This is a genomic window from Pseudonocardia abyssalis (genome assembly GCF_019263705.2).
Taxonomy (GTDB): domain Bacteria; phylum Actinomycetota; class Actinomycetes; order Mycobacteriales; family Pseudonocardiaceae; genus Pseudonocardia; species Pseudonocardia abyssalis.
The window spans coordinates 6,161,909-6,187,648 of the sequence record NZ_JADQDK010000001.1; the positions used below are offsets into that span (position 1 = coordinate 6,161,909).

The 25,740-nt window shown below is 71.8% G+C and carries 24 protein-coding genes; 12 read left to right on the top strand and 12 right to left on the bottom strand.

The features are described 5' to 3' along the window. Positions 1 to 44 precede the first annotated feature (44 nt). Both glpK (I4I81_RS30360) and I4I81_RS30365 read right to left on the bottom strand, forming a co-directional pair. Entirely contained in the window at positions 45 to 1,562 is a 1,518-nt protein-coding gene (glpK, locus tag I4I81_RS30360) for a glycerol kinase GlpK (RefSeq protein WP_218601199.1), read from the bottom strand. A gap of 19 nt (positions 1,563 to 1,581) precedes the next feature. After that, positions 1,582 to 2,391, bottom strand: coding sequence for an MIP/aquaporin family protein (locus tag I4I81_RS30365; protein WP_218601198.1), 810 nt, complete (start codon positions 2,389 to 2,391; stop codon positions 1,582 to 1,584). 151 nt (positions 2,392 to 2,542) lie between these two features. Here I4I81_RS30365 and I4I81_RS30370 point away from each other — a divergent pair, with 151 nt between their 5' ends. Together I4I81_RS30370 and glpK (I4I81_RS30375) are read left to right on the top strand one after the other, a co-directional pair. Next, positions 2,543 to 3,307 carry an IclR family transcriptional regulator gene (locus I4I81_RS30370; RefSeq protein WP_218601197.1) on the top strand — a complete coding sequence of 255 codons (765 nt, stop codon included), beginning with the start codon at positions 2,543 to 2,545 and terminating at the stop codon, positions 3,305 to 3,307. Positions 3,308 to 3,374: 67 nt separating this feature from the next. After that, entirely contained in the window at positions 3,375 to 4,883 is a 1,509-nt protein-coding gene (glpK, locus tag I4I81_RS30375; RefSeq protein WP_226363646.1) for a glycerol kinase GlpK, read from the top strand. Positions 4,884 to 5,062: 179 nt separating this feature from the next. Here glpK (I4I81_RS30375) and I4I81_RS30380 read toward each other — a convergent pair whose 3' ends face one another. Beyond that, the gene (locus I4I81_RS30380; RefSeq protein WP_218601196.1) at positions 5,063 to 5,716 is read right to left on the bottom strand and encodes an HAD hydrolase-like protein; all 654 of its coding nucleotides are present in this window, start codon (positions 5,714 to 5,716) and stop codon (positions 5,063 to 5,065) included. Positions 5,717 to 5,751: 35 nt separating this feature from the next. Between I4I81_RS30380 and I4I81_RS30385 the strand changes: the two genes are divergently transcribed. Continuing rightward, positions 5,752 to 6,879 (top strand): App1 family protein phosphatidate phosphatase, encoded by a 1,128-nt coding sequence (locus I4I81_RS30385; protein ID WP_218601195.1) that lies wholly within the window; start codon positions 5,752 to 5,754, stop codon positions 6,877 to 6,879. 4 nt (positions 6,880 to 6,883) lie between these two features. On the opposite strand, the gene I4I81_RS30390 is transcribed toward I4I81_RS30385, so the two are convergent. From I4I81_RS30390 to I4I81_RS30400, 3 genes are read right to left on the bottom strand one after another with little or no spacing between them, the layout of a single operon-like run. Next, positions 6,884 to 7,732, bottom strand: coding sequence for a sucrase ferredoxin (locus I4I81_RS30390; RefSeq protein ID WP_218601194.1), 849 nt, complete (start codon positions 7,730 to 7,732; stop codon positions 6,884 to 6,886). Then, a complete protein-coding gene (locus I4I81_RS30395; RefSeq protein ID WP_226363647.1) occupies positions 7,729 to 8,994 on the bottom strand; it encodes a cupin domain-containing protein in 1,266 nt (421 codons plus the stop codon). Before I4I81_RS30395 ends, I4I81_RS30390 begins: the two co-directional genes overlap by 4 nt. Continuing rightward, entirely contained in the window at positions 8,987 to 9,289 is a 303-nt protein-coding gene (locus I4I81_RS30400) for a hypothetical protein (protein ID WP_225924737.1), read from the bottom strand. Before I4I81_RS30400 ends, I4I81_RS30395 begins: the two co-directional genes overlap by 8 nt. 95 nt (positions 9,290 to 9,384) lie before the next feature. Between I4I81_RS30400 and I4I81_RS30405 the strand changes: the two genes are divergently transcribed. Then, entirely contained in the window at positions 9,385 to 10,242 is an 858-nt protein-coding gene (locus I4I81_RS30405) for an SCO6745 family protein (RefSeq protein WP_372453521.1), read from the top strand. A gap of 39 nt (positions 10,243 to 10,281) precedes the next feature. Further along, entirely contained in the window at positions 10,282 to 11,289 is a 1,008-nt protein-coding gene (locus tag I4I81_RS30410; RefSeq protein WP_218601193.1) for a TerC/Alx family metal homeostasis membrane protein, read from the top strand. On the opposite strand, the gene I4I81_RS30415 is transcribed toward I4I81_RS30410, so the two are convergent. Next, entirely contained in the window at positions 11,286 to 11,609 is a 324-nt protein-coding gene (locus tag I4I81_RS30415; RefSeq protein ID WP_218601192.1) for a putative quinol monooxygenase, read from the bottom strand. The genes I4I81_RS30410 and I4I81_RS30415 overlap by 4 nt on opposite strands. Before the next feature lie 184 nt (positions 11,610 to 11,793). Between I4I81_RS30415 and I4I81_RS30420 the strand changes: the two genes are divergently transcribed. Further along, complete coding sequence (locus tag I4I81_RS30420) at positions 11,794 to 12,003, top strand: hypothetical protein (RefSeq protein WP_218601191.1); 210 nt, start codon at positions 11,794 to 11,796, stop codon at positions 12,001 to 12,003. 49 nt (positions 12,004 to 12,052) lie between these two features. Here I4I81_RS30420 and I4I81_RS30425 read toward each other — a convergent pair whose 3' ends face one another. Further along, the gene (locus I4I81_RS30425) at positions 12,053 to 13,039 is read right to left on the bottom strand and encodes an LLM class flavin-dependent oxidoreductase (RefSeq protein ID WP_218601190.1); all 987 of its coding nucleotides are present in this window, start codon (positions 13,037 to 13,039) and stop codon (positions 12,053 to 12,055) included. A gap of 174 nt (positions 13,040 to 13,213) precedes the next feature. Between I4I81_RS30425 and I4I81_RS30430 the strand changes: the two genes are divergently transcribed. The 5 genes from I4I81_RS30430 (at position 13,214) to I4I81_RS30450 (ending at position 18,754) form a co-directional block, all read left to right on the top strand. Then, positions 13,214 to 15,172 carry an acetoacetate--CoA ligase gene (locus I4I81_RS30430; RefSeq protein WP_218601189.1) on the top strand — a complete coding sequence of 653 codons (1,959 nt, stop codon included), beginning with the start codon at positions 13,214 to 13,216 and terminating at the stop codon, positions 15,170 to 15,172. Next, entirely contained in the window at positions 15,169 to 15,918 is a 750-nt protein-coding gene (locus I4I81_RS30435) for an LLM class flavin-dependent oxidoreductase (RefSeq protein ID WP_218601188.1), read from the top strand. Before I4I81_RS30430 ends, I4I81_RS30435 begins: the two co-directional genes overlap by 4 nt. A gap of 74 nt (positions 15,919 to 15,992) precedes the next feature. Beyond that, entirely contained in the window at positions 15,993 to 16,766 is a 774-nt protein-coding gene (locus I4I81_RS30440) for a class I SAM-dependent methyltransferase (protein WP_218601187.1), read from the top strand. Between the two features lie 76 nt (positions 16,767 to 16,842). Beyond that, positions 16,843 to 17,259 carry a DoxX family protein gene (locus I4I81_RS30445; protein ID WP_225926464.1) on the top strand — a complete coding sequence of 139 codons (417 nt, stop codon included), beginning with the start codon at positions 16,843 to 16,845 and terminating at the stop codon, positions 17,257 to 17,259. Further along, a complete protein-coding gene (locus I4I81_RS30450) occupies positions 17,246 to 18,754 on the top strand; it encodes a flavin-containing monooxygenase (RefSeq protein ID WP_218601185.1) in 1,509 nt (502 codons plus the stop codon). The genes I4I81_RS30445 and I4I81_RS30450 overlap by 14 nt, the downstream gene beginning before the upstream one ends. A 76-nt stretch (positions 18,755 to 18,830) precedes the next feature. On the opposite strand, the gene I4I81_RS30455 is transcribed toward I4I81_RS30450, so the two are convergent. The 4 genes from I4I81_RS30455 to I4I81_RS30470 form a co-directional block, all read right to left on the bottom strand. Then, a complete protein-coding gene (locus tag I4I81_RS30455; protein WP_218601184.1) occupies positions 18,831 to 19,970 on the bottom strand; it encodes an alanine/ornithine racemase family PLP-dependent enzyme in 1,140 nt (379 codons plus the stop codon). Next, positions 19,967 to 21,097: an N-acetyltransferase DgcN family protein gene (locus I4I81_RS30460; protein WP_218601183.1), complete on the bottom strand. Its 1,131-nt coding sequence runs from the start codon at positions 21,095 to 21,097 to the stop codon at positions 19,967 to 19,969. The genes I4I81_RS30455 and I4I81_RS30460 overlap by 4 nt, the downstream gene beginning before the upstream one ends. A gap of 568 nt (positions 21,098 to 21,665) precedes the next feature. Then, positions 21,666 to 22,544, bottom strand: a complete 879-nt coding sequence (locus I4I81_RS30465; protein ID WP_218601182.1) for a polysaccharide deacetylase family protein — start codon at positions 22,542 to 22,544, stop codon at positions 21,666 to 21,668. A 246-nt stretch (positions 22,545 to 22,790) separates the two neighbouring features. After that, positions 22,791 to 23,699: an MBL fold metallo-hydrolase gene (locus tag I4I81_RS30470; protein WP_226363648.1), complete on the bottom strand. Its 909-nt coding sequence runs from the start codon at positions 23,697 to 23,699 to the stop codon at positions 22,791 to 22,793. Between the two features lie 878 nt (positions 23,700 to 24,577). Between I4I81_RS30470 and I4I81_RS30475 the strand changes: the two genes are divergently transcribed. After that, the gene (locus tag I4I81_RS30475) at positions 24,578 to 25,708 is read left to right on the top strand and encodes an LLM class flavin-dependent oxidoreductase (protein WP_218601181.1); all 1,131 of its coding nucleotides are present in this window, start codon (positions 24,578 to 24,580) and stop codon (positions 25,706 to 25,708) included. Positions 25,709 to 25,740 lie beyond the last annotated feature (32 nt).

Here is a 25,740-nt window from a genome sequence, read left to right on the forward strand (position 1 = left end):
GGTGTGTCCCTTCGTTCGTTCGTTCGTCGTGGGGCGAGGGTCTCTCAGCCCACGTCTACCCAGTCCAACGTCCGCGTGACGGCCTTCTTCCACTGCGCGTAACCAGCGTCACGCTGGTCCTCGGACCACTCCGGTGTCCACTGCTTCGACTCGTTCCAGTTGGTGCGCAACTCGTCGGTGTTCTTCCAGAAGCCCACGGCGAGCCCGGCCGCGTACGCCGCGCCCAGTGCCGTCGTCTCCGCGACGACGGGCCGGCTGACCGGCACGCCGAGCACGTCGGCCTGGATCTGCATGCACAGCTCGTTGGCGGTGACGCCGCCGTCGACCTTGAGCACCTCCAGGTGCACCCCGGAGTCCTTCTCCATCGCCTCGGCGACGTCGCGGCTCTGGTAGCAGATCGCCTCCAGCGCGGCGCGGGCCAGGTGCGCGTTGGTGTTGTAGCGCGACAGGCCGACGATCGCGCCGCGGGCGTCGGAGCGCCAGTAGGGCGCGAACAGCCCGGAGAACGCGGGCACGAAGTAGACGCCGCCGTTGTCCTCGACCTGGCGGGCCAGCGTCTCGCTCTCCGAGGCGCCGGAGATGATGCCGAGCTGGTCGCGCAGCCACTGGATGGCCGAGCCGGTGACGGCGATCGACCCCTCCAGGCAGTAGACGACGGGCTCGTCGCCGAACTTGTAGCCCACGGTCGTCAGCAGGCCCGCCTTCGACCGCACCAGCTCGGTGCCGGTGTTGAGCAGCATGAAGTTGCCGGTGCCGTAGGTGTTCTTGGCCTCGCCGGGGGCGAAGCAGACCTGGCCGACGGTGGCGGTCTGCTGGTCGCCGAGGTCGCCGGTGATGAGCACCTCGCCGCCGAACGGGCCGTTCGTCAGCGTCGTGCCGTAGCCGCCGGGGCAGGAGCTGGGCTTGATCTCCGGCAGCATCGAGCGCGGGATGTCGAAGAAGCCGAGCAGCTCGTCGTCCCAGTCGAGGGTCTCGAGGTTCATCAGCATGGTGCGGCTGGCGTTGGTCGGGTCGGTGACGTGCACCCCTCCGTTCACGCCCCCGGTGAGCTGCCAGATCAGCCACGTGTCGGTGTTGCCGAAGATCGCGTCGCCGCTCTCGGCGAGCTCGCGCGCCCCGTCGACGTTCTCCAGGATCCACTGGATCTTGCCGCCGGAGAAGTACGTGGCCGGGGGCAGCCCGGCCTTCTGCCGGATGACGTCGCCGCGGCCGTCCTTGTCCAGGGCGGTGGCGATGCGGTCGGTGCGGGTGTCCTGCCAGACGATCGCGTTGTAGAGCGGGCGGCCGGTGCGCCTGTTCCACACCACCGCGGTCTCGCGCTGGTTGGTGATCCCCAGCGCGACCAGGTCCGACGCCGACAGCCCGGTCTTGTTCAGCCCGGTCTGGATGACGGCGGAGGTGCGCTCCCAGATCTCGACGGGGTTGTGCTCGACCCAGCCGGCCTGCGGGAGGATCTGCTCGTGCTCGAGCTGGTGGCGGCCCACCTCGTTGCCGCTGTGATCGAAGATCATGAAGCGGGTGCTGGTGGTGCCCTGGTCGACGGCTCCGACGAACTCTGCCATCACTGTTCTCCTCGCTGAGTCAGGCGTTCTGGTTGGGCTCGGACACCACGACGGCCTCCGGTTCGTTCGGCAGGAACCCCTCGATCATGTACGTGAACAGCGCCCCGCCGATCAGGCCCCCGATGATCGGGGCGATGATCGGCAACCAGAAGTAGAGATCGCCGTTCTGGTCGAGGAACGCGGTCGTGTAGCCGGTGACGAACGACGCCAGCCGCGGACCGAAGTCCCGGGCCGGGTTGATCGCGTAGCCGGCGTTCGCGCCCCACGCCATGCCGATGCCGACGACGAGCAGCCCGACGACCACCGGCCCGAGGTTCGCCATCGGCGGGTTGTTGGCCGCGGTCGTCAGCGCGAAGATGACGAACACGAGGATCGCGGTGCCGACGATCTGGTCGAAGAACGCCGTGCCGACGCCGACGCCCTCGACCCCGTTGCCGGGCAGTGTCGAGAAGATGCCCTGCGTGGCGATGGTGTGGCCCGGGTCGACCTTGTTGATCAGGTCGGAGTAGACGAAGCGCACGATCAGCGCGGCGACGAACGCGCCCGCGGTCTGCGCGAGCGCGTACGGCGCCACCTTGCGCCAGGAGAAACCCTTGAACGCGGCGAGCGCGATCGTCACCGCCGGGTTGAGGTGCGCGCCGGACAGCCGGGCCGCGACGTAGACGCCCAGCGTGACGCCGATGCCCCAGGCCCACGTGATCGAGTCGTGGTCGCCGAGGCTGCCGTCGGGTGTGGTGACGACCTGCGCCACCACCCCCGTACCGAACAGGATGAGGATCATGGTGCCGAGGAACTCGGCACTCAGCTCACCCAGGTAGGAGTTCTTCATCGGTGAAGTCCTCTCTCGTCGGCCGCCCCCACAGACAGGCCGTGACACCGGACGCTAGGAACGGCGCCGACGCGGGTCAACGCGAGGTGTTCGACATTGTCGAACCGCCGTTCGGACGCAGGTCACACTCCCGGGGGTTAGGGTCGGCGGGATGCCGGGTTCCATCCAGTCGATCGAGCGCGCCGCCGCGATGCTGCGGCTCCTGGGCAGCACCGACCGGCCGCTGGGGATCAACGAGATGGCCGCGGCGCTGGACCTGCCCCGGCCCACCGCGCACGGGATCGTCCGCACGCTGCGCGAGGTCGGGTTCGTCGAGCAGGACCCGTCGTCGCGCTACGTGCTGGGCAGCGCGCTGCGCGAGCTGGGCCGCGGTGGCTGGGACCGGCACGACCTGCGTGCCCGGGCCATGAACTGGGCCGACTCGTTGGCCGGGAGCACCGGGCTCGCCGTCCAGCTCGGCGTGCCCGACGCGGGCGCGGTGCGGCTGGTGCACCACGTCTTCCGCCCGGACGGCACGCCGCAGTCCATCCGCACCGGCGACGAGCAGCCGTTGCACGCCACCGCACTGGGCAAGTGCCTGCTCGCGTTCGCCCCCGTCGCGACGCCACCCCCACGGGACCTGACGCTCACCCGCTACACCGGCCGCACCTGCGTCACCGTCGCGGCGCTGGACGCCCAGCTCGCGGTGGCGCGGCGGCGCGGCTGGGCGGGCGACAGCGGGGAGTTCGCGCCCGGCGTCGGTGGTGCCGCGGTGGCACTGCGGGGCAGCGGCGGCCTGGTGGCGGGGGCGATCGGCGTCGTCGGGCCGGTGGAGGAGCTGTTCGGGATCGGCGGCGAGCTGCGGGCGGCGGTGGCGGTGCACCTGGTCGCGGCCGCACGGGAGATCTCGGCGTCGCTGGTGGAGGGGACGGCGTGACGCCCTCCGGGTTGCAGCATGGCCACCTTCACAGGACTCCACGGCGTGAAGGCGGCCATGCGGCGACGTGGGGCAGGCAGTGAAGGGGGAGCGCGTCGTCGCCGCGATCGACCAGGGCACCACGTCGACGCGCTGTCTGCTCTACAACCGCTCCGGCCGCATGCTCGCCGTCGCCCAGCGCGAGCACCGCCAGCACTACCCGGCGCCCGGGCTGGTCGAGCACGACGCCGCAGAGATCTGGCGCAACGTCACGCGTGTCGTGCCGGCCGCGCTGCGCAGCGCCGGGCTCGGGTCCGAGGACCTCGTCGGGCTCGGCATCGCCAACCAGCGCGAGACCACCGTCGTCTGGAACCGGCACACCGGCGTCCCGATCTCCCGCGCCGTCACCTGGCAGGACACCCGCACCGACGGGATCGTCTCGCGCCTGGTCGAGGACGGGCACGGGCCGTTGATCACGCGGGTCTGCGGCCTCGCCCCCGCCACGTACTTCGCCGGGCCGCGGCTGCGCTGGATCCTCGACCACGTGCCCGGTGCGCGCGAGGGTGCCGAGGCCGGTGACCTGCTGTTCGGCACGATGGAGAGCTGGCTGATCTGGAACCTGACGGGGGTGCACGTCACCGACGTCACCAACGCCAGCCGCACGATGCTGATGGACCTGCGCAGCCTGGAGTGGTCCGACGCCCTGCTCGACGTCCTCGACGTGCCGCGCCGGATGCTGCCGGAGATCCGCTCCAACGCCGAGGTCTACGGGGTCTGCACGACGGTGCTGCCCGGGGTGCCGGTCGCGGGCGCGCTCGGGGACCAGCACGCCGCGCTCGTCGGCCAGGCCTGCTTCTCCCCGGGCGAGGCCAAGTGCACCTACGGCACGGGCGCGTTCCTGCTGATGAACACCGGGTCGCGGATCGCGGAGTCGACGCACGGGCTGATCCCGACGGTCGGCTACCTGCTCGGGGACCACCCCGTCTACGCACTCGAGGGCGCCATCGCGATGACGGGCTCGCTCGTGCAGTGGTTCCGCGACTCGCTCGGCATGATCGGCAGCGCGGCGCAGATCGAGACGCTCGCCGAGACCGTCGAGGACAACGGGGGCTGCTACATCGTGCCCGCGTTCTCCGGGCTGTACTCCCCGCGCTGGCACCCCGACGCCCGCGGCGTCATGGTCGGGCTGACGTCGTTCATCAACCGCGGGCACCTGGCCCGCGCGGTGCTGGAGGCCACCGGCTGGCAGACGCGCGAGGTCGTGGACGCGATGAACCTCGATTCCGGCCTGCCCGTCACCCGGCTCAAGGTCGACGGCGGGATGACGGCCAACCACCTGCTCATGCAGTTCGTCGCCGACGTCCTCGACGTGCCGGTGGAGCGCCCGCTCGGCTCGGAGGCGGTGTCGCTGGGTGCGGCGTACGCGGCGGGGCTCGCGGTGGGGCACTGGTCCGACGTGGAGGTGCTGCGCTCCAACTGGCACCGCGCCGCGGCGTGGGAGCCGGCGATGGACCCCGACCTGCGCAAACGAGAGCACTCCAACTGGGGTCGCGCGGTGAACCGCAGCTACGGCTGGGTCCAGACCTCGCTCGACTGACCCGCGAGTCGCGAGTTCCGCGCCCGCGAGTCGCGAGATTCGCGCCCGCGAGTCGCGAGATTCGCGCCCGCGAGTCGCCGGAATCCCGCCCGGCGGTCGGGCGGGCCGGTGGGCCCGAGAGCAGCGACTCGCGGGCGGGAAAACAGCGACTCGCGGGCGGGGAAAGAGCGACTCGCGGGTCAGGGGCGAGAGGACCAGTGCGCGTCGCCGGTGAGGGCGTCGACCAGCGCGTCGGCGTCGGCGACGATCTTCGCCGCCCCGCTCAGCTCGCCGGGCAGCGCGTAGCCCCACGCCACGCCGACGGTCGGGATGCCGAACTCCGCGGCCCCGTCGACGTCGTGGTGGCGGTCGCCGACCATCACGACGGGCTCGCGCGCCGGGTCGAGCCCCAGCCGGGTGAGTGCCGATCCGATGACGGCGGCCTTGCCCACGCGTCCGACCGGCTGGGCGGAGCCCGCGACGAGCTCGAAGTGCCCGCCGATCCCGACGCCCTCGACGATCCCGCGCGCCACCTCCTCCGGCTTCGACGTGGCCACGACCAGCCGCAGCCCGCCCAGGCGCCCCAGGATCCCGACGGTGCCGGGGTAGAGCGGCGTCTCGGTGGGTGCGACGGGGTTGTAGGTGGCGCGGTACGCCGCGATCGCGGTGGCGGTCTGCTCCGCGGTGAGGCCCAGGGCCGGCAGAGCCGTCTCGAACGGCGGGCCGACGAGCGGGAGCAGTTCGTGCGGCATCCGGGCGACCCCGAGCGTGCGCAGCGCGGCGGAGAGGTGCTCGGTGATCAGCGCGGCGGAGTCGACGAGCGTGCCGTCGAGGTCGAGGAGCACGGTTCGCACGGACCGAGCGTAACCGGGGCCGTTACGGTGACGGGGTGACGGCACGGGGTTGGCGCAGACAGTTCACCTACGCACTACTGCGTCTGGAGGACGTCGTCGAGGCGGGGATCGCGACCGGGGCCAAGCTCGGCGGCCACCGGCACCCGGTGATCATCCCGTTCATCGGGCACGGCACCACCGCCCGCGCACGGGTCGGGGCGCGGCTCGTCCTGGGCCGCCGGGCCGCAGTGGAACCGCAGGCGCTCGCCGTCAGGGTCGGCGACTCCACGCCCTCGCCGCGCTCGCGCCGCGCGACGCTGCGCGTGAGCCTCGCGCGCTTCCTCACCGTCGAGGTCCCGCGCGCGGAGGTCACGATCCACGCCCCCGGTGGCGACGTCGTCGTCCGCACCAACCGCGACGGCTACATCGACCACGAGCTGCAGCTCTCGGGTGTCGAGCCGGGTTGGCTGGAGATCGCGCTGTCCGGGCCCGACGGCGCCACGGCGACGGCGCGCGTGCTGCTCGTCGACCCGGTCGTCGACGTGGGCGTGATCAGCGACGTCGACGACACGATCCTGCACACCGGGCTCACCCGCGGGCTGGACTTCCTCAAGGCCACACTGCTCACCGACGTCGAGGAGCGCACCCCGCTGCCCGGCGCGGCCGCGCTGTACCGCGCGCTGGTGACGAAGCCCGGCAAGCCCGAGCGGCCGATGTTCTACGTGTCGACGAGCCCGTGGAACCTGCACGAGATGCTGCTGCAGTTCGTCTCGATGCGCGGGTTCCCGCTGGGTCCGCTGCTGCTCACCGACTGGGGCCCGTCGCACACGGGGTTGTTCCGCATCGGCGCGCAGGCCCACAAGCCGGCCCTGGTGCGCCGCCTGCTCGACGAGCACCCGCAGCTGCGGCTCGTGCTGATCGGCGACAGCGGCCAGGAGGACCCCGAGATCTACGCCGACATCGCGCGGGAGTGCCCGGGCCGCGTCGCCGCGATCTACATCCGCCGCGTCACCGGCCTCGACCTGGGCCGCAACGACGAGATCGACGCCCTCGCCGCCGAGATCACCGCACTCGGGGTCCCGATGCGAGCGGTCGACGACAGCATCCAGATCGCCGAGCACGCGGCGGAGCACGACCTGCTCGACGCCGCGGCGGTGGCGACGGTCCGCGCCGAGCTCGGCTGACGACCTACGTCGTCCCGAGCACGTCGAACTCCCGCAGCCACCCGTTGCCCGTCGCGGCGCAGGTCAGCGGCCGTCCGGCGTCGACGCGGTGCTCCGCCAGCTCCACGACGACGTCCGGATCGCCCAGCACCACCCGCCACCGGCCGGGCTCGGGGGCCTCGACCGTGACGAGCCGCAGCGCGTCGACGCCGTGCTCGCCCGTGACCAGCCGCGCGTGGCACTGCGCGGCCTGCACCGCCGGCGGGTCGGTGGAGCGGCCGCGCAGGTACCCGGGGTCGATCACCCCGTCCGCGTAGCCCGCCGCCGCCGCGACGCCCTCGGACGGGGCCATCCCGCCGAGGACGAACCCGTGGGGGAGCAGCACGAGCGCGGGGGCGAAGCGGCAGCCCCCGATGTGCGAGCACTCCCAGGTGCCCTCCGGATCGGCGGCGGCCAGTGCGGCGGCGAGTGGACGGCCGCGCACCGCGCAGCAGGCGTCGTGGCGGCCGTGCGCGCAGACCAGGTTCAGCGCGCCGTCGTGCAGCGAGCCCCCGCCGTGCAGGGCGCCGATCAGCCCGGTGTCGTCGGCGACCGTCCCCGTCCGCACCGATTCGTGCCCCGGCCGCGAGTCGACGCGGAACCAGCGCCGCGGCCCGGTCCCGACCCGCCGTCCCGGACGCCGGATCAGCAGCACCCGGCCCCGCTCGGAGCGCACCCATCCGTCCATCGCCGCGACGACGGCCGGGGGGAACCCGGACTGCGCGAACGCCACCCGCCCCCACGGCCCCGGGTGCTCGACGAGGAACCAGTGGTCCCCGGGCGGCGCGGTGCCCTCGCGGGCGTCGTCACCGGCCAGATCGGCGCAGCGGGTCATGCCGGGGTGGCAGGGACGAGCACGCCCTCCTTGAGCAGCCGGCGGACCAGCACGATCTGGTCGGCCTCGTCCATACCCGGCAGGCTACCCACCGGATGCGTGGCGCCATCGAGCGCGGAGCACAGCGCGGCACCCGTGACGGCGGGCAGCGTGATCTCGCGGTCGGCGAGTTCCAGGACGACCTTCCCGCCGCGCTCGACGACCCGGTGTCCCAGCCCCGCCCGCAACCGGACGGCATCACCGGTCGCGAGGCCGTCGGCGAAGGCCGCACCCGCGACGGGCCGCACCGGCTCGGGCCGGTTCCCGTTCCACACCCGCGCCCGGACGCGACGGGCGACGTCGGCGGTGGGCACCCGCCCCAGGGCGGCGACGAGTGCGTCGCGCACCGCGTCGACGTGCGGGGCGAGGGCGTCCGGATCGGCGACGTCGAGGCCGAGCGGGAGCGACGCCCGCAGCGCAGGGTCGCCGGTCACGAGTGCCGTCAGCGCCTCCACCAGCGCGAAGTTCGTGATGACGTGCACGCCGACGGTCAGGTGCGCGGACACCTCGCCGAGCGCGGTGGCGGCGTGCAGCCAGCCCCGCGGCAGGTACATCGCGTCACCGGGCTCGAGCACGGTGTCGATCACCGGCTCGTCGTCGCGGGCGCGGGCGGCGACGGCGTCGGCCCGGTCGCTCCACGGCTGGTCGCGCAGCGGGTCGTCGTGGACGGGGGCGTGCACCGTCCAGTGCTTGCGCCCGGCGAGCTGCAGCACGAACACGTCGTGCACGTCGTAGTGCGCGCAGAAGCCGCGCGAGGACGCCGGGGTGACGTAGGCGTTTGCCTGCACGGGATGTCCGAGCTCGTCGCGGAGGCGCGTCGCGAAGTCGATCACCGGTGGCCACAGGCGGTGCAATGCCTGCAGGACGACGGTGGTGCCGTCGGCGAACAGGGTGGCGACGCGGTCGTCGCGCACCTGGTCCGAGATCTCCGCGCCGACGCCCGCCGGCCCGGTGAACGACGACGACCCGACGACCGAGCCGTTGCGCGCCAGCCGCAGGAACGGTGTGCGCAGTCCGCGGACCGACAGGAGTTCGTCGACGCCGTCGAGGTCGAGGAGGTCGCGGAAGGACTCCGTGTCGGCACCGCGGGTCAGCAGCGGCGCGCGACCCCAGTGCGCGTCGGCGAAGGCGGCCGGGTCGAGCCCGGTCGCCCGCCGCAGCGCCGACGCCGGCCGGCCCGCGACGGGCCGCCCGGCGTCGAGAGCGCGGTCGATCTCACGCACCGCTGTCGGCGCCGCCGTCCGCGCCGCCGTCGGACTGGCCGGGGGTGCCGGCACCGGCACCGGAGTCGGCCGGGCCCTCGGCGCCCGAGTCGGCGCCGCCGTCGGCCCCGCCGTCGGACTGGCCGGGGGTGCCCTCGCCGGCACCGGAGTCGGCCGGGCCCTCGGCGCCCGAGTCGGCGCCGCCGTCCGCGCCGCCGTCGGAGACCCCGGGGGTACCGGAGCCCGCGCCGGAGTCGGCGGGGCCCTCGGTGCCGGTGTCGGTGGTGGTGCCGATGTCGCTGTCGTCGAGTGCCATGTGTGGTTCCTCCTGGGGAGTTCGGGGTGGTCGGCGGCGGACTACCCCGTTCCCTCGATCTCCACGCCTGACGATCACCCCGGTACGGTCCGGCGGTGGACCCCCGTGACTCCGGCCGCCTCGCGCGAGCCCTCGAACCTCTGCACGCCATGATCTACTTCGCGCCGGAGACGGAGCAGCTGCTCACCGCGGCCGGTCTCAAGCCGGGCCGGATGAGCTACTTCGCCGGGCGTGCGGCGCCGATGGGCGCGGTGTCCGCGGGTGTCGTCGCCGCCACCTTCTACAACTTCAACCCGACGCTGGTGGCCCGCAGCATCCCCGACGCGTGGACGCTCGCGAGCCCGGACGCGCTGGTCGCGGCCCGGTTCGCCGCCGTCGACGCCGCGCTGCGCCGGATGCTGGGCGACGAGGTCGTCGGCTCGCTGGAGGTGGCCGAGGCCGCCGCACTGGCCCGCCGGGCCGCCGAGTCCTGCACCGTCGACGGGCGGCCGCTCGCGGCGGGGCACCTGGACCTGGAGTGGCCCACCGTGCCGCACCTCGTGCTCTGGCACGCGCTGAGCATCCTGCGCGAGCACCGCGGCGACGGGCACATCGCGATGCTGCTCGGGGCCGGCCTGTCCGGGCTGGAGGCGCTCGTCACCTACACCGCCACCGGTCGCGGGTTCGTCACGCCGTTCGCGATGGCCAGCCGGGGCTGGTCGCAGGAGCAGTGGGACGACGCCGCCGCCGGACTCGCCGAGCGCGGCCTGCTCACCGCGGACGGCGCGCTCACCGAGGGCGGCGAGGCACTGCGGAAGGGCGTCGAGAACGACACCGACCGGCTCGGCGCCGGACCGTGGGAGCACCTCGGCCACGAGGGCGTGGCCCGGCTCGGCGACATCGGCGGCGTCCTGGTGCGGGCACTGCTCGCCGCGGGCTGCTTCCCGGATGGCGTCTTCGCGGCGAACCGGTAGGTTCTCCGATCGGGTAAAGGCTCGGTAATGGAGGGTGTCGTGCTGGAGATCACCGGGCTGACCTGGGCTCTGACGATCGGGCTGGTCGTCGGGCTGCTGGCACTCGACCTCGTCCTGGCCGCGGTCCGGCCGCACAAGGTCGGGTTCCGCGAGGCCACCGGGTGGTCGGTGTTCTACATCGCGGTCGCGGTGGCGTTCGGTCTCTGGTTCATGGCGACCTACGGCGCCGATTTCGGCACGCAGTACTTCGCGGGCTACATCGTGGAGAAGAGCCTGTCGGTCGACAACCTGTTCGTCTTCGTGATCATCATGACGACGTTCGCGGTGCCCGAGGAGCACCAGCACAAGGTGCTGACGTTCGGCATCGTGCTCGCGCTGATCATGCGGGCGATCTTCATCGCGCTGGGTGCCACGCTGCTGTCGCTGTTCTCGTTCATGTTCCTGCTCTTCGGGCTCCTGCTGATCTTCACCGCCGTGCAGCTGTTCCGGCACCGCGACGAGGACCCCGACATCGAGGACAACGCCGTGGTCAAGGCCGCGCGGCGGTTCCTGCCGGTCACCGAGGAGTACGTCGAGGGGCGGCTCGTCGTCCGCGTCGACGGCAGGCGGATGGTCACGCCGCTGTTCATCGTGCTCATCGCGATCGGCAGCATCGACCTGCTCTTCGCCCTCGACTCGATCCCCGCGGTCTTCGGCGTGACCGAGGAGGCCTACATCGTCTTCGCGGCCAACGCGTTCGCGCTGCTCGGCCTGCGCGCGTTGTTCTTCCTGGTGAAGGGCCTGCTGGACCGGCTGGTGTACCTCTCCGCCGGTCTCGCGTTCATCCTCGCGTTCATCGGCGTGAAGCTGATCCTGCACTGGGCCCACGTCGACATCGACCCGGCCGTCCCGGAGATCTCCACGCCGGTCAGCCTGGTCGTGATCCTCGTGGTGCTGGTCGTCGTCACGGTCGCGAGCCTGATCAGGACCAAGGGCGACCCCACCGCGAAGGCCCACCCGGGGTCGCTCAAGGCCTCGCGCAAGAAGGAGAGCGAGGGCACCGCCTAACGCGGCAGGCCGGCACCGCCGAGCGGGGTGAGGTCCACCAGTTCCGGCGGCCCGGCCAGCAGTTCCAGGACGTCGCCGATGCCGACCTCGCCGAGCTCGCCGGACAGTGCCCGGTCCGACGCCTCCTCGTCGGCCCACACCTCGGTGACCCAGACGGTGTCGTCCTCGTCGGGCGAGGCGTTGATCACGTACAGCTCGCAGCCCGGGGCGTCGCGCAGCCCGTCGGCGACGCGCAGGAGGGTGTCGGCGAGGGCCGCCCCCTGCCCGGGCTGGGCGACCATCCGGACGTACCGGCCGACGCGGCCGCTCGGATCACTCATCGGTCGACCGTAGCCGCGCGGAGCCCGTGCGGGCCCGGCGGGGGAGTCGTCCGCCCTGCGGGGTGTGCAGCGCAGCGTTACCGTGGGATCACTCGATCGCGTGCACCGACCGCCGGACGGGCGGCGCGCTCCTGCGGGAGCGGCGAGGAGGGTGTCGCGCTCCGGCCCTGGGAGGCGGTGACCGGTGACCGACGAGCCACGCGGTTCCGCGAGACCGTGCGAGTCGGAGGAGGCCTTCGCCGACGACCTGCTGGTGGAGGCCGCCCGCTCCGGCCGGTTGCGCGGCGACCCGTCGGACCCGCTCGCGCAGGCCCTCGCCGCCCTGCACGAGCGCGCGCGGGTGTCCTGCCCGTGCGGGTCGCGGGATCCCTGCGGCGACCACGGCTGCTCCTGACACGACCGAGCCCCCGCCCGCACGGGACGGGGGCTCGGACGACCGGTGCTCAGCTGGCGTTGACCTTGGGCATGATCTCCTCGGTCAGGCGCTTCATGTCGTCCATCGTCTTGGACGTCGGGACGTCCCGGAACGGCGGCCACAGCAGCGGCATCGTCATGCCGGCCTCCTTGTAGGCCTTGAGCCGGTCCTCGATCTGCTGGGCGGTGCCCGCGAGCAGGTTGGTGACCTTGCCGTTGTCGGTCTGGTCCAGCGGCTCGTCGGTGATGACGGTCCAGATCATCGAGCACATCTGGAAGTCCTCGGGGAAGCCCTTGCCGAGCTCGTTGAGCTCGCGCTCCATCTCACCCTTCCACCGCTTGATGTCCGCGGGCGAGTCCTGGATGCCGATCCAGCCGTTGAGGCCGTACTTGGCGATGCGCTTGGCCGACCGCTTCGGGTCCTTCAGGCCCGAGAAGTAGATCGGCAGGTTCTCCTGCAGCGGCTTGTGGCCGAAGCCGCCGAGCTCGATGTCGGCGAACTCGCCCTTGTACTCGAACAGCTCGTTGTTCCAGATGCCGTTCATGATCTCCAGCGTCTCGCGCACGTGGCCGTGCCGACGCGGGAACAGGTCCGCGACACCGGAGGCGGCGAACTCCTCGGGCATCCAGCCGGAGCCGACGCCCACGTTCAGGCGGCCGCCGGAGAGGTGGTCGATGGTGGCGAGCTCGGTGGCCAGGACGGCCGAGCCGCGGAACGGCGTGTTGGTGATGCTCATGCCGAAGCGGATCTTGGTGGTCTTCGCGGCGAGCCACGGCAGCAGCGGGTAGCCCTGGAACCACTTGCCCCGCGAGATGACCGGGAGGCCGTTGGGGAGCCCCTCCATCATGCCGAACGGGTAGTCCATCTCGGCGCGGTCGGACCGCTCCGGGACGAACACGCGGTCCAGCGTCCACACGGAGTCGTAGTCGAGGTCCTCGGCGAGGGCCGTGAGGTCCTCGAGTTCCTTGACGGTCACCTCGTCGCGGAAGTTGGGGAGGTAGAGGGCGAGCTTCATGCGGTCGGACTCCTCGGGGTCTCGTCGTCGAGCGTTCCCGGCTGCCGTCGTGCCGGTGGTTTGCCCGTAAGTGTTCTGCGGCCACATCAACCGGATCTCATGTGGATCTCAACGGATGATCAACGACCCGTTCCTGCGGTACCCGCTGTCCCGGTACCGGCCTATGTTCCAGGCATGGACCCCGTCCTCTGGAGCCCGACGGCCGACCGCATCGAGAAGTCCGCGCTACGCGCGTACCTGAACTGGCTCGAGGAGCGGGAGGGGCGCCCGTTCCCCGATCACGACGCCCTCCACGCCTGGTCGGTCGAGGACGTGGACCGCTTCTGGATCTCCCTGATCGACTACTACGACGTCGACCTCTCCGCGCCCTGGACGCAGGTGCGCACCGCCGATCCGATGCCGCACACCCGCTGGTTCACCGGCGCGCGGCTGAACTGGGCGCAGCGCGCTCTGCGCACCGGAGCCGACGACGCCCCGGCGCTGGTGTGCGTCCAGGAGGGGGGCGGGGCCGCCCGGGAGGTCACCTTCGGCGAGCTGCGCCGGTCTGTCGCGGCGGTCGCCGGCTGGCTGCGCCGGGCGGGGGTGCGGCCCGGTGACCGGGTCGGGGCCTATCTACCCAACACCGAGCACGCCGTGATCGGCTCGCTGGCCGCCGCCGCGGTCGGCGCGGTGTGGGCGTGCTGCTCCCCGGACTTCGGCGCCGACGGCACCATCGGCCGCCTCGCGCAGCTCGAGCCCACCGTGCTCATCGCGACGGACGGCTACCACTGGAACGGCAAGGAGATCGACCGCGGCGACGTCGTCGCGCAGCTGCGCGAGAACCTGCCGACGGTGCGGCACGTCGTCCACGTCCCGTACGTGTTCGACCGGCCCGATCCCGACGGGTCGACGGCCTGGGACGAGCTGCTCGCCGTCGACGCGCCGCCGGAGTTCGAGCAGGTCGAGTTCTCCCATCCGCTGTGGGTGCTGTTCACCTCCGGCACGACCGGCCTGCCCAAGGGCCTGGTGCACGGCCACGGTGGGATCACCCTCGAGGGGCTGAAGTGGGCCGGCCTCTACGCCGGGATGCGGCCGGGGGAGCGGATGTTCGCCTTCACCTCGACCGGCTGGGCGCTGTGGAACATGCAGATCAACACGCTCATGCACGGTGCCGCGATCGTGCTGTACGAGGGCAGCCCCGGCTTCCCGGTGGGCGCGGTGTGGGAGGTCGCGGCCCGCACGGAGGCCGACGTCATGCTGCTCGGTGCCGCGGTGATCACCGCCTCGGCCAACACGGACATCCGCCCGAACTCCGACCACGACCTGGGCAGGCTGCGGCACGTCATGGTCAGCGGATCGGCCCTGCCCCCGGCCGGCTACCACTGGGTCCTCGAGAACGTCAGCCCCGATCTGCGGATCGACTCGACCAGCGGCGGCACCGACATCTCCGGAGCGTTCGTCGGGGCCAACGAGTACACCCCGGTCCGGGCCGGGCGCATCGGCGGTTCGCTCGCGGGCGTCGACTGCGCGGCCTGGGACGAGGACGGCCACCCGGTCGTCGACGCGGTGGGGGACCTCGTGATCACCCAGCCGATGCCGTCGATGCCGGTGCACCTGTGGAACGACCCCGGCGCCGTCCGCTACACCGAGTCCTACTTCGACACCTGGCCCGGCGTGTGGCGGCACGGCGACTGGGTCACGATGCACGCCGACGGCAGCGTCTCCATCCACGGCCGCTCGGACTCCACGCTCAACAGGCAGGGCGTGCGGCTGGGCAGCAGCGACTTCTACGACGTCCTCGAGACGATGCCCGAGATCACCGAGACCCTCGTGGTGGGCGTCGACCTGCCCGACGACCGGTACTGGCTGGGGCTGTTCGTGGTCCCGGCGAAGGGGCAGGCGCTCGACGACGAGCTGAAGAAGAAGATCGTCACCACGCTGCGCACGCGCCTGACGGCCCGGCACGTGCCGGACGAGATCGTCGAGGCGCCCGCGGTGCCGCACACCCTGAGCGGCAAGCGGTTGGAGGTCCCGATCAAGAAGCTGATGACGGGCCGGCCCCTGGAGAAGGCGGCGAACATCGCCTCCGTCGACGACCCCGACGCGCTGCGCTGGTTCGCGCGGTTCGCGCAGGAGAGGAACGGCGGCGCGTGAGGCTGGGCGCGGCGCTCGCCCACCTGGCCCCTGGCCCGCCCCCGCCCACCGCGGAGTGGGCGAAGCGCCTGGTGGGTGCCGGGTTCGAGAGCCTGTGGATCCACCAGGTGATCGGGCGCGGGTACCTCGTCCCGGACCCGTTCGTCACGCTGGCGGTGGCGGCCACGGCCACCGAGGGCGTCGAGGTCGGCACGGCGACCGTGCAGATCCCGCTGCACCATCCCGCCGACCTCGCGCACAAGGTCCTCTCGCTGATGGCGGTGTGCGGCGACCGGCTGACCCTCGGCGTCAGCCCCGGGTCGACGGAGATCGACTTCGCCACCCTGGACCGCGACCACGCCGCGCGCTTCCACACCTTCCGGGAGAACCTGCCGCGGGTCCGGGAGCTGATCACCCACGGCCGCGACGCTCGCGCCGACCTCGGCCCCGCCCCGGCCGGGGTCCCCCCGTTGCTGCTCGGGTCGTGGGGGAAGAACGTGGAGCGGGCCGCGCGCGAGTTCGACGGCTGGCTGGCCTCGGGCTACCGCACCACCCCCGACCAGATCGTCGCCGCCCACGGGCGGTTCCGGGCCGCCGGCGGCGGGCGGGCGATCGTGTGCGCCGTCCCGGTCGACTCGGACGCCGACCTCGGGCCCACCGGCGAGGCGCTGCACCGCTACGCGGAGGCCGGATTCGACGACGTCGTGGTGGTGATCGGGCCGGAAGGACCGGACCCCGAACGGGTGCGGGCCCTCCTCGGCCGCTGATCGCGTCCAGGTGGCGCTGCCCGTCCACGACGCGGACCTGGACAGCCCGGCCCGAGGGGTGCTCCGGTGGGGAGGTGCACCCTCATCGCCTGTTCGACTACGACGCGGAACTGCGTCGACACAACGTCCACTTCCGCGCCGCGGCCCGCGTCGGCCCGCGCGACCGCGTGCTCGACGTCGGCTGCGGCACGGGCCGGACCACCCGGGAGGCCGCCCGCGCCGCGGCCTCCGGGAGCGCGGTGGGCGTGGACCTGTCCGCGCCGATGCTGGAACAGGCCCGCGCGCTCAGCGCGAACGAGGGACTGTCCAACGTCACCTACGAGCAGGCGGACGCCCAGGTCCACCCGTTCCCCGCGGCTCACTTCGACCTCTGCATCAGCCGGTTCGGGACGATGTTCTTCGCCGACCCCGTCGCGGCGTTCACCAACATCGGGCGCGCCCTGCGCCCGGGGGGACGCCTGGTGCTGCTGGTCTGGCAGGAGCGCGACCGCAACGAGTGGGCCTCCGTGATCCGCGGGGCCCTCACCGACTCACCGGCCGTCCCGCGCGGCCCGGACGCGTTCTCCCTCGCCGACCCGGCCGTCACCGAGGACCTCCTGGTGGCGGCCGGGTTCACCGACGTCGGATTCACCGACGTGCACGAGCCCGTCCACTACGGCCCGGACCCCGCCGCCGCCTTCGACAACGTGTTCCGCCTGCCGGGGTACGCGGAGCTGCTCGCCGATCTCGACGCCCCCGCGGCCGAGCAGGCTCGGACCCGGCTCCGCGCCGTCCTCGCGGCCCACGCCACCGACGGCGGCGTGGCCTTCGACTCGCGGGCCTGGATCACCACGGCCCGCCTGCGCTGACCGCGGGGCGCCTCGCTCACCGGCCCTGCACCCGCGAGTCGCGAGGATGTCCGACATAACCGACACTGGGGGCGTGATGACCGGCGTGATGGACCAGGTGCTCCGCACCGGTCTGCACCACCGGATGCCGCGGCCGGCCGCGGTCGTGCGGGTGGTCGCAGGAATCCTGTTCGTGGTGTTCGGTGTCCCGAAGTTCACCGACCACGCCCGCTGGGTCGCCGACTTCGGCACCTACGGCCTGCCCGAGTCGAGCCTGCTCGTCTACGGGACCGGCCTGGTCGAGGTGCTCGGCGGGCTGGCACTCGTGGCCGGGATCGGCATCCGGGTGGTCGCGGCGGTGCTGGCGCTCGTCATGGCCGGGGCGGTGGTCGGCGGCGGGATCGTCGGCGGCAACACCGCCTCGCTGACCCTGGCCCCGACCCTGCTGGCCGCCTCGCTGTTCGTGCTGTGGTCCGCGGGCCCGGCACCCGAGTGGCGGCGTGACCGTCGGTAGCCGTGGTCCGCGCGTCGAGCAGCGCGAGGTCGTCGTCGTCGGCTCCGGGTTCGGCGGGCTCGCCGCACTGATCCGGTTGCGCGAGCAGGGCCACGACGTCCTGGTCCTCGAGCAGGCCGACGCGATCGGCGGGACGTGGCGCGACAACTCCTATCCGGGCGCGGGTTGCGACGTCCCGTCGGCGCTCTACTCCTACTCGTTCGCCCCCAACCCCGAGTGGAGTGCCCGCTACGCCGGGCAGGCCGAGATCCTCGACTACCTGCGCCGCACCGCGGACCGGTTCTCCGCGACCCCCAGCATCCGCTTCGGCACCCGGCTGCTGCGCGGCGACTGGGACGAGCGCAGCCGCCGGTGGCTGCTGCAGACCTCCACGGGCCCGGTCTCCGCGCGGTGGCTGGTGGCCGCGGGCGGGACGCTGCACGAGCCGGCCTGGCCGGACCTCCCCGGCCTCGACACCTTCCGCGGCACGGTCTTCCACAGCTCCCGCTGGGACCACGACCACGACCTGCGCGGCCGCCGGGTGGCCGTCGTCGGGAGCGGGGCCTCGGCGCTGCAGTTCGTCCCGCGGATCGCCCCGCAGGTCCGCCGGCTGGTGCTGCTGCAACGCAGTGCCCAGTGGGTGCTGCCGCGGTTCGACCGGTCCGTCACGGGCGTCGAGCGCCGGCTGTTCCGCCGGTTCCCGCCCGCCCAGCGGATGGTGCGGCTGGGTGTCTACCTCGCGGCCGAGGCGGTCGCTCTCGGGGTCCGGCAGCGGTGGTTGCGCCCTGCGCTGACCTGGCTCGCCCAGCACAACCTGCGGCGCTCCGTCACCGACCCGGCCCTGCGGGCCCGGCTGCTGCCCGCGGAGGACATCGGCTGCCGGCGCCTGCTGCGGTCCAACACCTGGTACCCCACCCTGATCCGGCGCAACGTCGCGGTCGCCGGTGACGTACGCGAGGTCCGGCCGGGTTCGGTCGTCGACGGCGACGGTCGGGAGCACCGGGTCGACACGCTGATCCTGGCCACCGGGTTCCACGCCGCGGAACCGCCGATCTACCGGCTGCTGCACGGGTCCGACGGTGCGTCGCTGGCCGAGCGCTTCGCGGCCACCGGCGCCCGTGCGCACCTCGGGACGGCCGTGGCGGGCACGCCCAACCTCTTCCTGCTCGCCGGCCCCAACTCGAACGTCCAGACGTCCTCGGTGACCGTGCTCGAGGCCCAGGTCGCCCACGTCGCGGCCGCGCTCACGGCCGCCCGCGACCGTGGGGCCGACCGGGTGGAGGTGCACCCGGCGGTGGCGCGTGCCGGGGAGCGGGAGGTCCGTCGACGGCTCGTCGACACGGTGTGGGCGACGGGCTGCCGGGCGTGGTACCTCGACCGGCGCGGCCGCAACACCACGAACTGGCCGGGGACGACCACGGAGCTACGGCGCCGGCTGCGGCGTTTCGACGCCGCGAGCTACCTCTACGGCCGCAGCGCGCCGGTGATCGGCGGCACGCCCGCTCCCCGGCCTTGACCTGCACTGACACGCGGTCCGTCAGCAGGCGGTGGGGTGCGGTCGGTGTCTGCGTCGACGAAGGAGGCGACGTGTCTCACCGGATGCCGGTGCCCGTGCGCGGGCCCGGCTCGGCGTCGTCGTGGCCGCCGCGCTGGCGCATCGTCCGCGCGGTGGCAGGCCCACGCTGCTCGATCGTGGTGACGAACGGCGACGTCATCGCCCGCAGGAGCGCGCCGTAGTCGACCCCGAAGTCGATCTCGTCCCCGACCGCGACGGCGTGGTCGCCGAGGTCGACGACCAGGTGGTCGCTGCTCATCCCGAGGACCGTGATGCCCGCGGGCGGGCGCAGGCCGTCGAGTGCCACGTCCTGGTGGCCGAGGGCCAGGATCGCCTGGCGGACGGTGCCGGCGCCGGTGCGGACCGGCGCCTCGCCGAAGGCCGCCTGCGCCCGGTCCCCCCACGGCCGGACCGGTTTGACCGCGACCTCGATGACCTCGGCGGTCAGGGTGAAGGCGTCGGTGTGCAGTCCGACGATCGGGGTCCGGTACAGGGGATCGACGCCGAGGAGGATGGCCTCGCCGAGCCGGAGCTGGTCGACCCGGCCGACGTCGTGGCTGCCGAAGGCCCAGTCGAGGTTCGCCGAGTTGCCGCCGGACACGACGTCGAGGGTGATCCCGTGCAGGCCCTCCGTGGCGTCGACGAGGCCGGAGAGGACACCCATGTTCCGGTCGTCGGGCACCACGCCGTTCTGGCAGGCGAGGTTCCCGCCGAGCCCGACGAGCCGCAGCGACGGATGGCCGAGGACCGCGCGCACGGCCTCGGGGACGTCGGCGACGGCGATGCCCTCGCGGAGGTCGCCCAGCTCGATCATGAGGATGATCCCGTGCGTCCGCCGCTCCCGGAACGCCGCACGGTCGAGTGCCGCCAGCACGACGGCCTCGGTGTTCAGACTGATGTCGGAGACCAGGACGACCCGCCCCACCTGGCTGAGCATGGGGGAGCGGATCAACGTGCGCGACGTGCCCAGCCCGGCCAGCCGGGCGAGGTTCGGCACCCGGGAGTCGCCGAGCCCGCAGGCACCGCCGCGGAGCATCGCCGCCGCGACCGCAGGCGAGCCCAGCACGGCCTTCGTGACGCCGGTGACCCTGATGCCCGCGACGGCGAGCCGGTCGACCAGGATCCGGGTGTTCTGCTCGACCTTGTCGAGATCCGCCTCGATGCGGGGAGCGGTCACACGGATGTGGTCGTATCGGCCGTCGTCGCGAGGGCCGGGAAGGCTGCGAGCACCATGTCCACGAGCTCCGACGCCGGCCGGGTCAGCGGGTCGGTGACCGGGAGGCCGAGACGTGCACGGTGGTCCGAGATCGCGTCGGTCAGCTCGACCTCGGTCATCTCCTCGTGGTTGATCGTGACCCCGATGACGCGCGTGTCGGCGAACGCCTCGATCAGGGCGATCTCGCTCGCCGCCGTCGGCATCGGCATCATCGGGAAGTCGCCGAGCACCCGGCGCTTCGGCGCGTGCTGCACGATCACCCCCGCCGGGCGGCTGCCGCGCAGGATGTGCGCGGAGGTCAGGTACGCGGGATGGCTGAGCGCGCCCTGGCCCTCGACGACGATCACGTCGGGGTCCTCGCCCTCGAACGCGGCGACGACCTGGTGCTCGACCTCGCCCGAGCAGAACTGGGGGACCAGCGCGTCCAGCGCGACGCCGTACTTCCCGCCCTGGATCAGGGTGGTCTGCCCGGTGCCGACCATGACCGCCCTGATCCCGCGCGCGTTCAGCGCCTGGACCAGCAGCGTGGCGGTGGTGCGCTTGCCGATCGCCCCGTCGGTGCCCAGGATCGCGATCCGCGGGCACGTCACGTCGAAGATCCGGCCGGAGAACAGGTGCAGGTCGCGCTTCGCCTTCGGCTTGCGGACGTCGGTGATGGTGACGCCGGCGATCACCGCCGCCGCCACGAACTCGGCGTCGTCGTTGAGGAACTCGTGCAGCCCGTTGACGATGTGCATGCCGCGGGCGATGCCGTCGAGCAGCACGATCCGCTGCTCGTCCGACAGCAGGCCGTCGGCGGGGGCCAGCCCGCAGATCAGGTAGTCGGGCACCCGTCCGGCGTGCGCGACGGACTCCGCGAGCGAGGCCAGCACCGGGATACCGTTCGCGGTGCCGTCGAGGAACTGCCCGGAGTCGACGCCGGCCCGGACGCTGTCGATGACGCTGAGGACCTCGTACTTCTCCGAGTGCCGGACCAGGCCGTTCGCGGTCTTCCCGTCCTGCTCACCGAACTGGGCCTCGCAGTAGACGACGGCGGTGGATCCGGTGGGCAGGGCGAACGGGAACGCGGGGCTGAAGAGCGACGACATGGACATCCTCTGAGAAGTCTCAGAGGAGGCGACAGTTCGTGGCCGGGCCGGTGGGCCCAACGATCAGCGATCGGTCTGCCCTGAGGGTCGGCAAAGTTACCAACGCGTTAAGTCTACCTGCTCGGACCTGCCCGGCGGACCAGCGCGACTGTCCGCTTCGGCACGTCGGGCGGCGGGAGAAGGCCCCGGAACGAGCAACAGGCCAGAGCGACGACGCTCTGAGCTGCTACTACGTGAGCCCCGACCCCGCCGTTCGGGGATCAACCCGGGACGGCTCCTGCCGGAACGGCCGCCGCGACCTGATCGTCGCCGCGCAGCCCGACCACGACCATCCGGTCGTCGTCTGCGCACCGGCTGTACGAGGGCACGGGGCAGGGCGACGCCCAGACCGTCAGGATCTTCCGGTCACGTGCGGACTGCCTGCGGTCGCGTCACCGGAGCGCAGCGCTCCCGAACAGAGCTCCGACCGGGGCCGGGGTCGTAGGCCCCTGAGGCCGGGCACTGACCCGGCCGCCAGCGCCCGCAGTTGCCCGCGCCGCCGGCGCGCGGCGCGGATGGTCGAGCGGCGTCATCGCATCCAACTCTGTGTGGTCAGGCCCGGGTCCTCGTCGAACATCCCAGGCCTGCCGCGTACCCACTCGGCTACCTCGCCGCACGGAGCACACCACAGTCGGGAGTCCGTCGAGATTCGTTCGACGATCCTGCGCATCGCCGCGAGCCGGTCGGCGTCGTCGTGCAGGAACGGATGGAACAACAGGGACGCGTAACCACCCGACTCGATGACCTCGCCGATGCAGGCTTCCATGATCTCCTCGAACCCCTGGGGGTCGATGAGCCCGGGCGGACGGCCGTCCGCCTTGCGCATCTCCTCGAGCGGCTCGAAATAGCAGTAGGCGTCGATCCATCTCCACCGGAACGGTAGGAATACGTGGTCGTCGGCCGCGACCACGTGCTCTCCCGCCGGGGAGGTGTAGTCGATCCCGTGACCGGCGAGAAGTTCCCGGGTGCCGGTGTTCAGGCCGCCGCCCGGGGGTCGAAAGCCCCGGATGTTGATACCGAGCTCTCGGAAGCGTCGGACGGAGACGTCGAGCAGCTCCTCCTCGCGCTCCGGGTCGAGGGCGGCCCAGGCCTCGTGGCGGAAGCCGTGAAGGCCGATCTCGTGGCCGCGCGCGGCCACATCTTTGATCGTGTCGGGGTAGACGTCCGTGTTCCAGGCCTCGACGAAGTAGGTGACCTGCACGTTGTAGGACTGCAGGATCTCCAGCATGGGAGGCAAAGAACGGAAAACGGAGAAGTGGTTCCCGATGGGCATTCCGGACGGCCACAAGTTGGATTCGAGCTCGTAGGCCTCGCCCATGTTGTCCATCGTCACGCTGACCGCGGCCACGGCATCTCCGGGCCACCGCCGGCCGTCGGCGGCGGACGGGACATCGATCGGATCGTTCACGGCTGCTCTGCCTCTCGTCATCGCTACGAAAGCAACGGTCCTACCGGCTGTCGGCACGGCGCACGGATCTGCTCGAGGCGGATCCGGCTGAAACGACGCTAGTCCGCGAGGGACGGCTCGGATATCCCATACGTGGCTCGGCGATATCCCCGTTGCGAAGCTCGGGCCCGGAGGGGTCGCCAGGGTGAGGGCCACCCGGACGCATCCATACCGTCCGGCTGGATCCGGGGCCGAGACACTGTCCAGCTAGCTCTGGGGCCGAAACGCGGCCCACGCCTTCAGGTCGAAGTTGTCGCCGTCTCGGATGACCTCGGCGGCATGGTGCCCGTCGAAGTGCGCAGGGACCACCAGGACGTTCTCGTCGGCGGCCCACGAAAGGATCCTGCGCCGGGACCTGCGCGCCATGGCCGCGTCCTCGCAGAAGCAGCTGTTCCAGTCCGGACGCAGCATCTGGACCGGGCTGTGCATGAGGTCCCCGACGAACACGGCGCGCTCACCCTCGGACTCCACCTTCACCACGGTGAGCCCGGGGGTGTGACCGGGTGCCAGCTCCAGGGTCAGGTTCGAGTCGATCTGCAGCGTGTCGCCCTCCCAGGCGTCGGCCAGCCCGGCCTGGTGCACCGGCAGCACGCTGTCCTCGAACATGTTGTGGTTGACCCACATGCCCAGCCGCTCGTGGCCGTTGAGTGGGTTCCAGAACTCGAAGTCCGCCTTCGAGAACAGGTACCGCGCGTTCGGGAAGGTAGGTACCCATTCTCGGTCTCGCAGGACGGTGTTCCAGCCGACGTGGTCGACGTGGACATGTGTATTCACCACGACGTCCACGTCCTCGGGGCGGACGCCGGCGGCGGCCAGGCGCTCCATGAAGCCCGTCTGTAGGTGGCCGAACACCTGGAGGTACGGCCGCTCCTTGCCGTCGCCTGCACCGGTGTCGATGAGGATGGTGCGCCCTTCGCTACGCACTACGAACGTCTGCAGGCAGGCGCGGGCCATGCCGCTCTCGCGGTCCCAGAAGTCGGGGGTGAGCACGTCCGACCGCTCTTCCCAGAACTCCCGGTCGCTCTCCGGCACGAAGTCGGTGACGGGAGCGAAGAGTCCCTCCCACTCCATCACCCTGGTCACGCTCACGGCGCCGATCTCGATGGTCTCGTTCACGACTGCTCCTCGTTGATCCTGTCGTACTTGCTTCGATCGATGCCGTGCGTCGCATTACCGCGTCGGGCCATGGTCTCGGACAGGGAGATGGAATCCACGGCGTTCACTGTTGCCGGCCGGCGTCCTGCAGCGGCGCCATCACGGACTCATCCGAGAAGGCGGCCTCCGCGACGCGACGTGGAAACCCATCGCGACTCGAGCGCGATCTGACGGTGCGACCCCATCTGACGACGACGGGGTCTCCGCGGGACACGGCGACGCGGTGAACATCCGGTTCCGTTCAGTTGGGATCTCTCACCGCAGGCGGCGGAGCGGTGCCACCCACCGCCGACCGTGGCGAGATCTCGCGGGGCATGAGTTGATCGGGTTGTCGATGCGCCTGCCGAAAGTGCCTCAACGGTGATCAGAGAACTGATCGTCCCGATTGCTTCGTGGGAACCGGGCTGATCGTGCTGATTCTGACTTCCGCCGGCCTTGAGTGATGCCTGCGTCCCGGTAGTGCGTATCGGTCGGCCGCAGTCCCTGGGATTCGGGGCCCGTCGGGCCAACCGTCCCGCTGCGCGTCGATAGTCGAGGACGCGAAGCGGGACTGAGAGGTTTGTAGTGCGCCCCGGGTCCGGAGTCTATCCGCTTCAGGTAGGACAACGAGCCGATTCACGAAGGAGGCGGGCGGGCGCCCTCCGCCGCTGAGAACAGGCGCGCCGGATGATCTGCGTCGCGAGCACGGACATCCCGCCTGTTCCTCGATCTCTGGCTGCGACAGTGAGATGAGCTCCGTGAGGCGGTTCGGGAATCGGATCCGGGGCTGCGTCGCGGGGATATCGGTGGTCGAGTGCTCTCTCCTAATCTGCTGGCAGGCCTCGACACAAGGACGTGGGATGACGACTTCGGCGGATACCCCTTTGACTGCTCGCGAGCAGATCCGGAAGGGCAACAAGTTCAAGCTCGGTCTATTCGGGCACAACGTGAGCAATGGTCTCTCCTTCACCACCGCGCCGACCAGCTACGAGATCACATGGCCGCACACCTCGGCGATCTCCAGGGCAGCCGACCAGGCGGGGATCGAGTTCCTCATCCCCGTCGCCCGGTGGCGCGGCATGGGTGGCAACACCGACCCGTTCTCGGAGTCGTTCGAGACCATGACCTGGGCGGCGGGGATCGCTGCGGAGACGAGCCACATCACGGTGGTCTCGACGTTGCACCTCACCCTGGCCCACCCGGTCATGGCAGCCAAACAATGCGCGACCATCGACCACATCGCGAAGGGTCGCTATGCCTTCAACGCCGTGATGGGCTGGTTCGCCCCGGACATGGTGATGTTCGGCCAGGAGATGATGGACCACGACGACCGCTACCGGTACGGGGCCGAGTGGATGGGGCTGGTCAAGCGGATCTGGACCTCGAAGGAGCCCTTCGACTTCGACGGCGAGTTCTTCCAGCTGCGCGAGGTGCAGTCGCTGCCGAAGCCCTTCCAGGGTCCCTACCCGCCGATCCTGAACGCCGGCGGCTCGCCTGCCGGCGTGGACTTCGCGGCGCGGGAGGCCGACTACAACTTCGCGATCGTGAACGACCTCGAGTCCGGTGCCCAGCACGTCGAGCGCGCCAAGAAGCTCGCTCGTGAGACGTACGACCGCGAGATCTCACCGCTCACCGACGGGTTTCTCGTGTGTCGGGAGACGGAGAAGGAGGCGCGAGCGGTGGTCGACCAGATGCTGGAGATGGCTGATCGCCCCGCCGCGGAGAACTTCCTGCGCGAGTTCGGCATCGGCAGCGGATCGCTCAGCGAGGAGATGCGCGAACTCGTCGACCGCGGCATCGTCGGCCTCGGTGGCCCGCAGTTCATCGGGACCCCCGACCAGGTCGCCGAGCAGCTCAAGGAGATCCACGACATCGGCGTCGAGGGCGTCGTGCTCGGGATGCTCGACTACCTCGAGGAGCTCCCGTACTTCGTCGAGCAGGTGCTTCCCCGCCTTGAGGAGATGGGCCTGAGGGAGCCGTTCACGCCCTGAACACCCACTGCCCAGTGCGCTGACGCCCGAGA

Bases quoted from the DNA above. Each gene is read 5' to 3' on its own strand.
- glpK (WP_218601199.1), bottom strand. From the start codon at position 1,562: ATGGCAGAGTTCGTCGGAGCCGTCGACCAGGGCACCACCAGCACCCGC.
- I4I81_RS30365 (WP_218601198.1), bottom strand. From the start codon at position 2,391: ATGAAGAACTCCTACCTGGGTGAGCTGAGTGCCGAGTTCCTCGGCACC.
- I4I81_RS30370 (WP_218601197.1), top strand. From the start codon at position 2,543: ATGCCGGGTTCCATCCAGTCGATCGAGCGCGCCGCCGCGATGCTGCGG.
- I4I81_RS30390 (WP_218601194.1), bottom strand. From the start codon at position 7,732: ATGACCCGCTGCGCCGATCTGGCCGGTGACGACGCCCGCGAGGGCACC.
- I4I81_RS30400 (WP_225924737.1), bottom strand. From the start codon at position 9,289: ATGGCACTCGACGACAGCGACATCGGCACCACCACCGACACCGGCACC.
- I4I81_RS30415 (WP_218601192.1), bottom strand. From the start codon at position 11,609: ATGAGTGATCCGAGCGGCCGCGTCGGCCGGTACGTCCGGATGGTCGCC.
- I4I81_RS30425 (WP_218601190.1), bottom strand. From the start codon at position 13,039: ATGAAGCTCGCCCTCTACCTCCCCAACTTCCGCGACGAGGTGACCGTC.
- I4I81_RS30430 (WP_218601189.1), top strand. From the start codon at position 13,214: ATGGACCCCGTCCTCTGGAGCCCGACGGCCGACCGCATCGAGAAGTCC.
- I4I81_RS30445 (WP_225926464.1), top strand. From the start codon at position 16,843: ATGACCGGCGTGATGGACCAGGTGCTCCGCACCGGTCTGCACCACCGG.
- I4I81_RS30460 (WP_218601183.1), bottom strand. From the start codon at position 21,097: ATGTCGTCGCTCTTCAGCCCCGCGTTCCCGTTCGCCCTGCCCACCGGA.
- I4I81_RS30475 (WP_218601181.1), top strand. From the start codon at position 24,578: ATGACGACTTCGGCGGATACCCCTTTGACTGCTCGCGAGCAGATCCGG.